Annotated in this window: 13 protein-coding genes; 12 read left to right on the top strand and 1 reads right to left on the bottom strand. The window is 70.1% G+C overall.

All coding sequences use genetic code 11. From position 1 onward, the window contains the following. Positions 1-26: 26 nt before the first annotated feature. The 12 genes from RCH12_RS10770 to RCH12_RS10715 all read left to right on the top strand — a co-directional run bounded on the left by RCH12_RS10770 (position 27) and on the right by RCH12_RS10715 (position 10422). Entirely contained in the window at positions 27-368 is a 342-nt protein-coding gene (locus tag RCH12_RS10770; RefSeq protein WP_103431657.1) for a flagellar basal body rod protein FlgB, read from the top strand. Next, positions 368-760 (top strand): flagellar basal body rod protein FlgC, encoded by a 393-nt coding sequence (locus tag RCH12_RS10765; protein ID WP_103431658.1) that lies wholly within the window; start codon positions 368-370, stop codon positions 758-760. Before RCH12_RS10770 ends, RCH12_RS10765 begins: the two co-directional genes overlap by 1 nt. Continuing rightward, positions 760-1071: a flagellar hook-basal body complex protein FliE gene (gene fliE / locus RCH12_RS10760; protein ID WP_103431659.1), complete on the top strand. Its 312-nt coding sequence runs from the start codon at positions 760-762 to the stop codon at positions 1069-1071. The genes RCH12_RS10765 and fliE overlap by 1 nt, the downstream gene beginning before the upstream one ends. Continuing rightward, the gene (gene fliF, locus RCH12_RS10755; RefSeq protein WP_327016853.1) at positions 1071-2693 is read left to right on the top strand and encodes a flagellar basal-body MS-ring/collar protein FliF; all 1623 of its coding nucleotides are present in this window, start codon (positions 1071-1073) and stop codon (positions 2691-2693) included. Before fliE ends, fliF begins: the two co-directional genes overlap by 1 nt. Further along, positions 2693-3709, top strand: coding sequence for a flagellar motor switch protein FliG (gene fliG / locus RCH12_RS10750; protein ID WP_103431661.1), 1017 nt, complete (start codon positions 2693-2695; stop codon positions 3707-3709). Before fliF ends, fliG begins: the two co-directional genes overlap by 1 nt. Next, entirely contained in the window at positions 3693-4379 is a 687-nt protein-coding gene (locus RCH12_RS10745) for a FliH/SctL family protein (protein WP_327016852.1), read from the top strand. The genes fliG and RCH12_RS10745 overlap by 17 nt, the downstream gene beginning before the upstream one ends. Further along, positions 4376-5758, top strand: coding sequence for a FliI/YscN family ATPase (locus RCH12_RS10740; protein ID WP_327016851.1), 1383 nt, complete (start codon positions 4376-4378; stop codon positions 5756-5758). Before RCH12_RS10745 ends, RCH12_RS10740 begins: the two co-directional genes overlap by 4 nt. Beyond that, the gene (locus RCH12_RS10735; RefSeq protein ID WP_103431664.1) at positions 5755-6234 is read left to right on the top strand and encodes a flagellar export protein FliJ; all 480 of its coding nucleotides are present in this window, start codon (positions 5755-5757) and stop codon (positions 6232-6234) included. Before RCH12_RS10740 ends, RCH12_RS10735 begins: the two co-directional genes overlap by 4 nt. Beyond that, positions 6231-6950: a C40 family peptidase gene (locus tag RCH12_RS10730; protein ID WP_327016850.1), complete on the top strand. Its 720-nt coding sequence runs from the start codon at positions 6231-6233 to the stop codon at positions 6948-6950. The genes RCH12_RS10735 and RCH12_RS10730 overlap by 4 nt, the downstream gene beginning before the upstream one ends. Before the next feature lie 521 nt (positions 6951-7471). After that, the gene (locus RCH12_RS10725) at positions 7472-8575 is read left to right on the top strand and encodes a flagellar hook-length control protein FliK (protein ID WP_327016849.1); all 1104 of its coding nucleotides are present in this window, start codon (positions 7472-7474) and stop codon (positions 8573-8575) included. A gap of 78 nt (positions 8576-8653) precedes the next feature. After that, complete coding sequence (locus RCH12_RS10720) at positions 8654-9106, top strand: flagellar hook assembly protein FlgD (RefSeq protein ID WP_327016848.1); 453 nt, start codon at positions 8654-8656, stop codon at positions 9104-9106. A gap of 131 nt (positions 9107-9237) precedes the next feature. Further along, positions 9238-10422 (top strand): flagellar hook protein FlgE, encoded by a 1185-nt coding sequence (locus RCH12_RS10715; protein ID WP_327016847.1) that lies wholly within the window; start codon positions 9238-9240, stop codon positions 10420-10422. 23 nt (positions 10423-10445) lie between these two features. Here the strand turns inward: RCH12_RS10715 and RCH12_RS10710 are convergent, their stop codons facing one another. Beyond that, positions 10446-12125 carry an HNH endonuclease signature motif containing protein gene (locus RCH12_RS10710; RefSeq protein WP_327016846.1) on the bottom strand — a complete coding sequence of 560 codons (1680 nt, stop codon included), beginning with the start codon at positions 12123-12125 and terminating at the stop codon, positions 10446-10448. Positions 12126-12208: the final 83 nt, after the last annotated feature.

Raw genomic sequence — 12208 nt, 5'->3', positions numbered from 1 at the left:
AACATTGACGACGAATCGGGCCCTGCGTGATCGAATCCGTGACGACCGCGGCGCTGACCAGCGCCCTGGACGGACTGGCCCTGCGCCAGCGCACCATCGCGAACAACATCGCGAACGTGAACACCCCCGGCTACCAGGCCCAGCGGGTCTCATTCGAGGACGCCCTCGCCCAGTCGGTCCGGGCCGGCGACGGCCACACCACAGCCAGCACGGCGCGCTCGCTCGAGCCGACCCGGCTCGACGGCAACAACGTGAACCTCGACACCGAAACGGTCTCGAACATCGACACCGTGCTGCGCTACCAGTTCGCGGCCCAGGCCGTGGCCGGCGCCGACTCGAGCATGCGCGCCGCGCTCCGGACCAGCTGATGGGCCTCGACGCTCTCGGCATCGCCGGCACCGGACTCACCCTGCACCGCAAGTGGCTCGACGCCGTAGCCGACAACATCGCGAACGCGAACACCGCCACCGCCACCTCCGGGGATGCCTTCCAAGCTCGCTACATCGTCGCCCAGGAGGGCGAGGGCGTGTCGGGTGCCTACGTGGCCGGCACCGCCCTGGGCGATGCCGAGGGCCTGCTGGTCTACGAACCGGACAACCCCATCGCGGACGCCGACGGCTACGTGCGCCGCCCCGACATCGACATGGCCGAGCAAATGGGCGAGCTGATCATGGCCCAGCGCGGCTACCAGGCCAACGCCGCCGTCATCGACCGCGCCAAGACCTCCTACGAAGCCGCCCTGCAGATCGGACGCAACTGATGACCATCCCCGCCATCGGCGCCGCGCCCGCCGTCAGCGCCACGTCCTACCTCCCCGCAAGCACGGCCGGCAGCACCACCGAATCCTCTGACACCGGCTTCGCCAGCGCCCTCACCGGAGCCGTGAACAACCTGCAGCAGTTGCAGTCCACCTCCAACAGCTATGCCATCCAGGCCGTGACGGGTGACCTCGACGACATCCACACCGCCACCATCGCGTCCTCGCGCGCCGCGGTCACCCTCGAACTGGTCGCCGCCGTGCGCAACAAGGGCGTCGAAGCGTTCAACGACATCATGAGAATGCAGGCCTGATGCCCGCTCAGATCACCTCGGTGTTCCGCCGGCTGGGCAACGCCATCCGAGAGTTCACCGTCGCCCAACGCACCATGGCCATCATCGGTGTCGCCGTGCTCGCCCTGGGCACGGCCGCGCTCACGATGTGGGCCACCCAACCGGCGTACACCCCGCTGTACTCGGGTCTGAGCGGTTCCGACGCCAACACCATCGTGGAGCAGCTGCGCACCGACGGGGTCTCTTACGAACTCAGCGACGGGGGAGCGACCATTCTGGTGCCGGAGGCCGACGTCTACGACCAGCGACTCAAGTCCGCCGCCGCCGGCCTGCCGTCGTCGAGCACCGGTGGCTACTCGCTGCTGGACACCATGGGGGTCACCGCCTCCGAGTTCCAGCAGTCGGTCACCTACAAGCGGGCCCTCGAGGGCGAACTCGCCGCGACCATCGAGGCCATGAAGGGTGTGCAGACCGCTTCGGTGCGGCTGGCGATCCCCGAAGCCACGGTGTTCACCGAGGAGACCAACGATCCCACCGCATCCGTCTTCGTCGGCACCCGGAACGGCATCACCCTGAACGCCGAGCAGGTGCAGGCGATCGTGCACCTCACCAGCGCCTCCATCGACGGCATGAAACCCACGGATGTCGCGGTCATCGACGCGGCCGGCGTCGTGCTCTCCGCCGTGGGCGTCGGGGCCACCGGGTCGGCCGGTCAGCAGGCCAGCGACTACGAGGAACGGGTGCGCGGTTCGGTGCAGGCGATGCTCGACAAGGTCGTGGGACCGGGCAACGCCACCGTCGTGGTCGCCGCGGACATGAGCTACCAGAGCGCCCAGGTCGTCGAGGAGTCGTTCACTGTTCCCGAGAACGCCCCGGCGCTCAACGAAGCCGTGACGACAGAGTCGTACACCGGTGCCGGGGATGCCGCGGCCGGGGTGCTCGGCCCGGACAACATCGCCGTCCCGGCCGAAACCACGGCGGACGGCACCTTCACCAGCGAAGACACCACCCGCAACAACGCCATCAACAAGGTCACCGAAACACGCACGGTGCCCGCCGGGGAGATCAACCGGCAGACGGTCTCGGTGGCGGTGAACGCCGCCGTGGCCGACGACCTCAACGTGGCCGACGTGACCAGCCTGGTGTCCTCGGCCGCCGGCATCGACGTGGCCAGGGGAGACGCCGTGACCGTGGAGGTCGTGAGCTTCAACGCCGCCGGCGCCGACGCCGCCGCCGCAGAACTTGCCGAGGCCGCCGCTGCCGAAGAGGCCGCCCGTAATGCCGGCATCCTTCAGGTCGGACTGATCGTGGGCGGCACCGTGATCGCGTTTGTGCTCGGACTGATCCTCTACGCCAGGCGCTCACGCCGGCAGAGCCGCCAGGCCATCGAACTGAGCGACCTGGTGCAGGCGCGGTCCGCACTGGATGCGCCGACGGTGCCGTTCGCGTTGCCGCCGCAGATGGCGCCGCTGCACATCGACCCCCTGCCCACCCAGGCTTACCCGCAGAGCGGCGCACCTGTGGGCGCCCTGCCGGGCGGCGGCGACCAGAGGGTGGCCGACATCGATGCCCTCGCCCTGCGTGACCCGCAGATGGCCGCCGAGATGCTGCGTGGCCTGATGGACGATCGGCAGCCGGCCTGATGGACACCAGAACCGGCCTGACCGGCACCCAGAAGGTGGCCGTGGTCCTGATGACCATGGACCAGCAACGCGCCTCAGAGGTGATGAAGCAGTTCTCCGAGGTCGAGGCGGCCGAGATCATCGCCGAGATCGTGCAGCTGCGCCGGGTCGACGCGGCGGTCATGGACAGCGCCGTCGCGGAGTTCCACGAACTCACCACCATCGGCGCCCGCAACCCGCGCGGCGGCCACGCCGTGGCGATCGGGCTGCTCGAGAAGTCCTTCGGCGCCGAACGGGCGGCCGGCGTGATGAGCCGGGTGGCAACCTCCATGGCCGGCAAGGCGTTCGAGTTTCTCGACACCGTCGACCCGATGCAGGTGCTCGCGCTGCTCGACGGCGAACTGCCGCAGACCATCGCCCTGGTGCTCGCCCACCTGCGGCCCGAGCACGCTTCCGCGATCCTGTCCGGGCTGGACGGCTCGGTGCGCACCGATGTCGCCCAGTGCATCGCCTCCACCGGACCGGCCACCCCGGAGGCCGTGCGGGTGGTCACCGACATCCTCAAGAAACGCATCGGCGCCGTCGCCGCGTCGCGGGACTCCGCCGAGGTCGTCGGCGGCGTGCAACCGTTGGTGGAGATCATCAACCGCGCCGACATCAACACCGAGCGGGCCCTGCTCGAGGCGCTCGAGGAACGCGACCCGGTGCTCGCCGAAGAGGTGCGCTCTCGCATGCTCACCTTCGCCGACATCATCAAGCTGGAGAACCGGGATGTGCAGCTGGTGCTGCGCGGCATCGACGCCGCCGTGCTGGCCGTGGCCATGAAGGGGTCCAGCGAGCTGGTCGTCGACATCATCCAGCGCAACCTCTCCGAGCGGAACCGCGAGATCCTCAACGACGAGGTCACCGGACTCGGACCCGTGCGGGTCTCGCAGGTGGAGGAAGCCCGCGCCACCATCGTGCGGTCGATCCGCGACCTGGCCGCGCAGGGCGCGATCACCGTGCAGCGTGCCGACGAGGATGACTTCGTTGTTTAGCGCGGCACGCACCGGTACGGGGGTTCCGGATACCGACTTCTCGGCGCTGGTCTTTCCCACCCTCGCCGACGCCGGGGCGAGTGGCGGCCGCGATGACGACCGCGCCAGGGTCGAGCGCCAGTGGCAGGCCAGGGGCCACGCTGCCGGGTACGCCGAGGGACTGCGGGCGGCGGCGGCCGCCGTCGACGCGCGGGTAGCCAGGCTCGAGGCCGAGCATGCCCAGCTGATGCGGGCCGCCGGCCAGCAGCGCGACCGCACGTTGGAGGTGCTCAACGCCGCGGTCCGCGCGCTGGAGACCCGTACCGCGCCGGTGCTCCACGACGCCGAAGACACCCTGCTCGGCGCCGCCATCGATCTGGCCGAGGCGATCATCGGCCACGCCCTCGCCGACGAGGCGACCGCGGTGCGCTCGGCACTGGCTCGCACCCGTGCCGACGGGGCAGCGGGGTCTCCCGGCCACACCGTGCGGCTGAACCCGCACGACCTTGCTGCCCTCGACGGCTCAGTGCTCGACGGCTCCGCGCTGGCCGGGTCTGGCGTCACCCTGGTGGCGGATGCGAGCCTGTCCCGCGGCGACGCCGTCAGCGAGTTTCCCGACGGCTACCTCGATGCCCGCATCGGCAGCGCCCTGCAGCGGGCCAGGGCGGCGCTGACCGGAGGCGTGTCGTGACCCTCACCCGGCCGGACAGCACCGCCCGTCTGGCCCGAGCCCTGGCAGCGGCCCGCCCGGAGCGGGTGGGCACGGTCGCGTCGATCGTGGGCCTGAGCGTGGACGTGCGCGGGCTGAACGGCGCCATCGGCGACCTCGTCACGATCGGCGGACCCGGCATCGGAACCCAGGCCGGCACCGCAACTGTCACCGGCACCGGCACCGCCGGTGTCGACGCCGAAGTCGTGGCCACCACCCCCGACGGCATGCGCTGCATGCCGTTGGCCAGGCTCACCGGCATCCGCGTCGGCGACCCCGTGCGTGCCGGCGGCGGCGGCACCGGCTTCCTCGTCCCGACCGGTTCCGGCCTGCTGGGCCGGGTGATCGACGGGCTCGGGCGCCCCATCGACGGCAAGGGACCCCTCGTCGTGGAGCAGCGGGTGCCCCTTGATCACGCCAGCCCGTCCGCCATGGCCAGGTCGCGCATCCAGTCGCCGTTGCAGCTGGGGGTGCGGGTGCTGGACACCCTCACCACCGTGGGCAAGGGCCAGCGGATGGGTTTGTTCGCCGGCTCCGGCGTGGGGAAGTCGTCGCTGCTGTCGATGATCGCCCGCGGCACCGACGCCGAAGTGTCGGTGATCGCTCTGGTGGGCGAGCGCGGCCGCGAGGTGCGCGAATTCCTCGAGGACGACCTCGGTGCCGAGGGTCTGGCCCGGTCGATCGTCGTGGTGTCCACCTCCGATGAGCCGGCCATGATGCGCCTGCGGGCCGCGTTCGTCGCCACCCGCATCGCCGAGTCGTTCCGCGACCGGGGCGCCGACGTCATGCTGATGATGGACTCGCTCACCCGGGTGGCGATGGCCCAGCGCGAGATCGGCCTGTCGGTCGGCGAACCGCCCGCCACCCGCGGCTACCCGCCGTCGACGTTCTCGCTGCTCGCCCGCCTCCTCGAACGGGCCGGCACCGACCAGTCCGGCTCGATCACCGGCATCTACACAGTGCTCGTCGACGGCGACGATCACAACGAACCCATCGCCGATGCCGCCCGCTCCATCCTCGACGGCCACGTCGTGCTCGACCGCAAACTGGCCGTGCTCGGCCACTTTCCGTCCGTTGACGCCCTCGCCTCGATCTCCAGGGTGGCGTCGCGGGTGACGACGCCGGAGCAGGCCGCCGTTGCCGGCACTCTCCGGGCGGTGCTCGCCGCCCGGCGCGCCGCACAGGACCTGATCGACGTGGGCGCCTATCGCCGCGGCACCAACCCGATGGTCGACGCCGCCGTCGAGCACGACGGCGCCATCACCGCGTTCCTGCAGCAGCGGATGGACGAGCACACCCCGGCCGCCGAGGCCTGGGACCGACTCGCCGCGCTGGCCCGGCTGTTGGGCGGCGCCCGATGAGCCGTCCCTTCTCGCTCGCCGGCCTGCTGCGTCTGCGACACCTGCAACAGGACCAGGCCGCGGGTGACCTCGCCGTCGCGAACGCGCGGCTGCGGGCTGCCGCGACCCGCATCGACGAAACCCGGGCCGCGCTCGAGCACCTGCCGATCAGCGCCACCGGCGCCGACACCCTCTCCGCGATCGCCGCCGCCAGGGCGTCATCCCGCAGCATGCTGGCCGAACTCGCGGCCCTCGACGCCGTCGCCCAGCAGGGTGTCGTCGATGCGCAACGCGAATTCGAGTCGAGGAAGTCCGCCGCGGTGAGCCTGGAGAAGCTCGAGGGACGCCACGGCGAACTGGCCGCCGCCGAAGACCTGCACGCCGAGCAGGCTGTCATCGACGAGATCGCGTCGACCGGATGGCACCGACGGTTGGGCGACGAACGAGCCGGCACCGCCTCATCGGGCACCGGAGCGCCAACGGGGGAGACACGATGACGATGGTGGAGGCCCTCGGCCGGATGGGCGAGATCCAGGCCAGGCTGGTGCAGCTCAACGACCTTGTCGCCGGCGGCACCGGAGCGGCGAGCAGCACAGCCACGGCGGGCAGCACCGCAGGTACGTCGGTCTCCGCGACCAGCTTCGCCGATGCCCTCGCCGCGGCCACCGGCACGCCGGCCGCAGCATCCGGCACCGCCGGCTCGGGAGCGACCGGCGCCGGCGTCGTCGCTGCCGCCGAGAAGTACCTGGGCGTGCCGTACGTGTTCGGGGGCGAGGACAGCACCGGAATGGACTGTTCGGGTCTGGTGCAGCGCGTCTACGCCGACCTCGGCATCGAGGTGCCCCGCCTGGTCTCCGGGCAAATGACCATCGGCACCGAGGTGGCATCGCTGGCCGAGGCCAAGCCCGGTGACCTCATCGTCACCGGCGGCGGCGACCACATCCTGATCTACGCCGGCAACAACCAGGTGATCCACGCGCCATACGAGGGGCGCACGGTCAGCAAGGTGGATGCCTATATGGACGATTCCGAGATCACCACCATCCGCCGGGTGATCCCCGATCGAGCGGCGGCTACGGCCGGCGCGGCATCGAGCTCCACCGATCTGCTCACGGCGGCATTCGCATCGATGTTCAACGGCGCCGCGTCCACCGGCTCAGCGTCCAGCGCCTCGTCCGCTTCGGCGCTGTCCCTGTCCGGATTGTTCTCGTGACAGCGCCCACGCAGTTCCCGCGTTCCCCGGGAGCGCCCGGCGTGGCCCCCGGTCGTGGCTCTCGCGGCTCCCAGCCGGATTCCGTCGGCGGCGCCGACACGTTCGCTGGGGTGTTGCGCGGTGCCGCGTCCGGTCCAGATTCCGGCGCCGGATCGGTTGGCGCTCGGCGTAGCGCCTCTGCAAGCCCTGGTGGTGCTGGGATCGGTGCTGCCGTCCGTAGCGGTGCTCCTTCCGGCGGTGCCTCCGCACCGACCCGGCCAGCGGTCGTCCGACACCCGCCCGCCACGACTGCATCCGCGAGCCGCACTGAACGCGGCGAGGCTGAACTCAGCGACTCCGAGCTCGGCAACGTCGAACTCAACAACGTCGAACTCGGCAACGTCGAACTCAGCGACGGACCCATCGCCGCTGCGCTTGCCGAATCCCGTCCTACCGGGTCCCAGCCCGCACCAGCCGCTGTCGTCACGCCGGTCGGAGCGGCGGATGCCGGGCTCGCTTCCGGAGGCGGGCACGCTGGGCCGATGGCGCAGCCGACAGCGCAGCCGACGGCACAAGCGTTGGGCCGGCCGGTGGGAACCGCCGCAACCGAGCACCCATCACCAGCCCCGACCGTCAGCACCGACACCGGCAGCGCCGCGATCGGGACTGCGGTGAACGAAACTGTGGCGAACGGAACTGTGGCGTACGGAACCGCCACGAACGGGACCGCGTTGACCGCGACGACAGTGACCGGCTTTGCCGCGACGGGAACTGCCGCGACGGGCACTGCCGCGACCGCGACCGCGGTGACCGCCACTGCCGCAACCACGACCGCAGCTACCGGCACGGCAGCGACCACGTCCGCAGCGACCGGCACGGCAGTGACCGAGACTGCAGCGACCGAGACTGCAGCGACCGAGACTGCAGCGACCGGCACTGCCGCGACGGCAACTGCCCCCGGCGTCGCCGCCACCGTCGTGTGGTCGACCCGGACGCCCGGTGCGGTCACAGACGAATCCGCTGCAGCCGAGAATCCGACGGCGGGCCTCGTTCCGCCAGCCGCCGCCGGGCAGATTACCGCGGTGGCGCCCGTCACCGGTTCACCCGCCGGTGCCCCTTCACTGTCGCCGTCGACCGGTGCCGGCGTTCCGGTGCCTCTGGCGAGCCAGGTGGCCCGTCCGCTGTTCACCCTGGCGGCCGCCGGACCCGGTGAACACACAATGTCGATCAGCGTCACTCCCGACGATCTCGGGCCGGTCCTGGTGCGGGCGCAGATCAGCGCCACCGGCATCCGTCTGGAGCTGTTCGCTTCGACCGACGTCGCACGGGACGCACTGCGGCTCATTTTGCCCGACCTGCGCCGCGATCTGGCCGGCGGCGCACTGACGGCGAGCCTCGATGTATCCGCGCGGAACCAGCCCGGTGACGCCGACCCGTCAGGCCGGCAGGACCGCAACGCCGACCAGCCCGGCCAGGGCAATCCGGCGCTCGGCGGAGATCAGCACGGAGCCCATGACCGCCGCCGGGACTCCGGTGCCGCCGATCCGTGGCTGCGGTCCCCGCCGATCGGCGCGGATACGACGGACGCCGCGGCTGATCCGACCCGATCCGACCTGGCCAGGGGACGTGTTGATGTTCTCGCCTGACCCGCCGCCCAGCAGCACATCGCCCCGCACCTCACCCCGCATTCCTCACCGCACGCAGCCTCCCAGAAACGAGATCCCATGACAATCGACGCCGTCGGCTCCGTGTCCACCGCCACCGCCGCCGCAGACTCCAGCGCCGGAGCCAGCCTGTACTCGACGACGCCGGTGCGCACTCCCAAGCAGACTCTCGATTCAGAGACCTTCATGTCCCTTCTGGTGGCCCAGTTGCGCAACCAGGACCCGAGTTCGCCCATGGACACCAACCAGATGATCTCCCAGACCACCCAGCTGGCCATGATGGAGAAGCTCACCGCGCTGTCCACGACCGCGGACGAGAACTTTTCGCTGCAGATGCGCACGGCCGCGGCCGCTCTCGTCGGCCAGAACGTCACGTACACGGATGCCGCAGGCGCCAGCGTCACCGGCATCGCGTCAGCGGTGACCTACGCCGGCCCGGTGCCCCAGGTCACCGTCGGCACGGCCAGCGTGGCTCTGGACGCGATCTCGGGGGTGACCGCTCCCACCGGGTGATCCGGCACCGCGTTCGCGTCCAGCGAGCCCGCCCCTCAGCAGCTCGATCTGCACCACCGCGACACCCGCCCGCAAACCCGGCGAGGTCGCCGCATCCCTTCCTCTTCATCACCTCCTGAAAGGCAGCACTCATGCTTCGCTCCCTGTACTCCGGTATCTCCGGACTTCGCGCCCACCAGACCATGCTCGACGTCACCGGCAACAACATCGCCAACGTCAACACCACGGCGTTCAAGGGCTCGGCCACCCAATTCCAGGACACCCTCTCCCAGCTCACCCAGGGCGCCGGCGGCCCTGGGGCCGCGACCGGAGGCACCAACCCGGCGCAGGTGGGCCTCGGTGTGCAGGTTGCCGGCATTGCCACCAACTTTGCACAGGGGTCGTCGCAGACCACCGGCAAGGCCTCGGACATGCTCATCTCCGGCGATGGGTTCTTCCTCACCCAGCAGGGCGGCGAGACGATCTACAGCCGGGCCGGCTCTTTCGACTTCGACTCCGCCGGCCGCCTCGTCACCCCGTCCGGTGCGATCGTGCAGGGCTGGGGCGCCGTCGACGGCGTGGTCAACGAGGGTGGTGCCGTCGGGGACCTGTCCCTGCCGCTGAACGCCGTCATCGCGGGGGACCGGACGAGCAAGGTATCCATGACGGGAACGCTGCCCTCTGACGCCGTCGTTGGAACCGAGTTGGTACGCGACATCAAGGTTTACGATGCCTCGGGTGCGGCTCGCACGCTCTCCCTGACCTTCACGAAAGCGGCAAACGGCTGGACCGTCGGTGGCGTGGACGGCACTTCCTCCGGATCGACCGCGCTGGCCTTCACCGGCAATGGAGTGTCCTCCGGCGGCACACTCGACATCGGTGACATCACGACCACCGGCATCAGGATCGACCTGAGTACGCTGACCGCCCTTGCCGGAATCAGCACTGTCACGGCCTCGTCTCAGGACGGTACCGCGCCCGGATCGCTCGAGTCCTACTCCTTCGGCAAGGACGGCACGCTCATCGGCCTGTTCAGCAACGGTGAGCAGAAGGCGTTGGGCCGGATCGCCCTCGCCACCTTCACCAACCCGGGCGGGCTGGAGAAGACCGGCTCGAACGGTTACCGGGCCACCTTCAACTCCGGCACCGCCGAACTCGGCGCTCCCGGTTCCGCCGGGCTGGGCTCGCTCACCGGCGGGGCCCTGGAAATGTCGAACGTCGACCTGTCGCAGGAATTCACCAACCTCATCGTCGCCCAGCGCGGCTTCCAGGCGAACGCGCGCATCATCACCACCTCCGACGAGGTGCTTCAGGAGCTCACCAACCTCAAGCGCTAACGAAACGCCGCTGCTGGCTTGATTCAGGTCTTGGGCGGTGGCGTTGGTGCTGGCGACAGACCATGGTTGCGCCGGGGCATGTCGATGAGAGCCTGGCCCGGGTCGATGGTCGCGGGTGGTCGGAGCCAGTAGCGGCCGGTGTTTTCGAAGATCTGCCAGCGCTGGTTGTGCAGTAGCAGGTGGTGGGCGGGGCAGAGCAGGATGCCCTGGTTGATGTCGGTTCCGCCGTGGTCCCTGAGCCAGTGATCGATGTGGTGAGCTTCGGTGAAGGCCGGTGGCCGGTCGCAGCCGGGCCATCGGCAGCCGCCGTCGCGGGCCGCGAGGGCCCGGCGCTGGGCCCGGGTGAACAGGCGTTGTTCGTGGCCCAGGTCCAGCGGCCGGTCGAACTCGTCGAGCCTGATCTCGACGGTACCGGAGTCGCAGATCAGGCGTTCGATGGTTTCGGGGGAGATGGGGGCGGTGTTGCCTTCGATATAGCCGTGCCCGGCCTGCCCGGTCAGGCAGATCAGGATGTCGTCGGCGGCTGAACCGGCTGAACCGGCTGAACCGGCTGAACCGGCTGAACCGGCTGAATCGGCTGGACCGACTGGAACGGCTGAACCGGCGTGCTCGGTGGGTGCGGCGTGCCCGGCCGTCGGGGTGTGGGTGGTGAGGATCTGCACGGCGGGGCGGCGGCCGCCGAGCATGTCGTTCGGGTTGACGGTGGTGCCGGCTTTGAGCAGGTCGAAGAAGCCGTCGCAGGTGATCTGGCTGGTGCTGCGCGGGTCCTCTTTGACCCGTTTGGCCCAGGCGGCGCGTTCGGTGTCGACGAAGCGCACGCCGCCGCGGCGCGGGCTGGTGAAGCTGTCGAAGGTCGACTTGATGAACTCGCCCTGTTCGGCGGGGAAGAGGCCGTCGATGCGGACCTGGCCGGTGTTCAGGGTCCAGATGCGCAGGTAGCGGTCGTCCCAGGCTTTTTGCTCGCGCACCCGGATGCCGGCCTCGTCGAGGGTGTCGCGCAGGTGGCGGGCCTGTTTGAGTAGCTGGTCGACGTTCATCGATGCGGCGTCGGTGAGCAGCCCGGCCAGGGCGTTCGCGAGGGCCGGGCCGGTGACGACGGTGTCGATGTCACCCAGGCCGGTGCGCAGGGCGTGCGCGGCATCGATCGAGAGGGTGCCGCCGGTCACGGCGTGGGAGATCGGCGCGTGCCAGGGCATCGGTGTCGGCGCCGGCAGCAGACCGGCCGGGTCGAGGCCGTCGAGGCCGTCGGGGGAGTCCGGGTCGAGCGCACCACCATTCAGTGCACCGTCGAGCAACCGGCGGGCAGCCTCGGCCTCAGCCGCGGCGGCCTGCGCTGCGGCGTCTTCGGCTTCGGCGAGCATCCGCCCCACCCCGACGAGTTTGCGGGACTCGACCTTGCTGGTGCCGGTCAGCTTCTGGATCAGAGCCTCGGGATTGAGGAAACCCTGCTGCGCCGCCAGACCGGACTGTCCCAACTCCCACCGGGACCGCTGGGCCAGGGTCTTCGCCATCCACGCCTTGCGGGTATCAAGCTCCCGCTGAGCCCGGGCCAGGGTCTGCTGACCGGCCAGGACATCGCCGTCCGAGAGCGTGTCGAAGTCGACACTGCAGGAGCCCAGCCGCGCCACGTCGACCGCCGCATCCACCAGCCCATCGCCGCGGGAAACGGCGAAGATGTTTGCGATACTCGACTGGTTTGTCATGCCCCGAATCTAGCCCGATTCCGAAGCTTTGTGTGAGCAAAAATCAACTTGTGGATAACCTCTTTTTTTGGCCCATTCCTGGG

The sequence above is a fragment of the Cryobacterium sp. MP_3.1 genome (genome assembly GCF_035984795.1).
In the GTDB taxonomy this organism is placed as follows: domain Bacteria; phylum Actinomycetota; class Actinomycetes; order Actinomycetales; family Microbacteriaceae; genus Cryobacterium; species Cryobacterium zongtaii.
Note: the sequence above shows the minus strand (reverse complement) of the source record. Positions and strands in the feature narration are given on the sequence as shown.

Coding starts and splice junctions, on each gene's coding strand:
- RCH12_RS10765 (WP_103431658.1), top strand. CDS start 368: ATGGGCCTCGACGCTCTCGGCATCGCCGGCACCGGACTCACCCTGCAC.
- fliE (WP_103431659.1), top strand. CDS start 760: ATGACCATCCCCGCCATCGGCGCCGCGCCCGCCGTCAGCGCCACGTCC.
- fliF (WP_327016853.1), top strand. CDS start 1,071: ATGCCCGCTCAGATCACCTCGGTGTTCCGCCGGCTGGGCAACGCCATC.
- fliG (WP_103431661.1), top strand. CDS start 2,693: ATGGACACCAGAACCGGCCTGACCGGCACCCAGAAGGTGGCCGTGGTC.
- RCH12_RS10745 (WP_327016852.1), top strand. CDS start 3,693: ATGACTTCGTTGTTTAGCGCGGCACGCACCGGTACGGGGGTTCCGGAT.
- RCH12_RS10735 (WP_103431664.1), top strand. CDS start 5,755: ATGAGCCGTCCCTTCTCGCTCGCCGGCCTGCTGCGTCTGCGACACCTG.
- RCH12_RS10730 (WP_327016850.1), top strand. CDS start 6,231: ATGACGATGGTGGAGGCCCTCGGCCGGATGGGCGAGATCCAGGCCAGG.
- RCH12_RS10725 (WP_327016849.1), top strand. CDS start 7,472: ATGGCGCAGCCGACAGCGCAGCCGACGGCACAAGCGTTGGGCCGGCCG.
- RCH12_RS10720 (WP_327016848.1), top strand. CDS start 8,654: ATGACAATCGACGCCGTCGGCTCCGTGTCCACCGCCACCGCCGCCGCA.
- RCH12_RS10715 (WP_327016847.1), top strand. CDS start 9,238: ATGCTTCGCTCCCTGTACTCCGGTATCTCCGGACTTCGCGCCCACCAG.
- RCH12_RS10710 (WP_327016846.1), bottom strand. CDS start 12,125: ATGACAAACCAGTCGAGTATCGCAAACATCTTCGCCGTTTCCCGCGGC.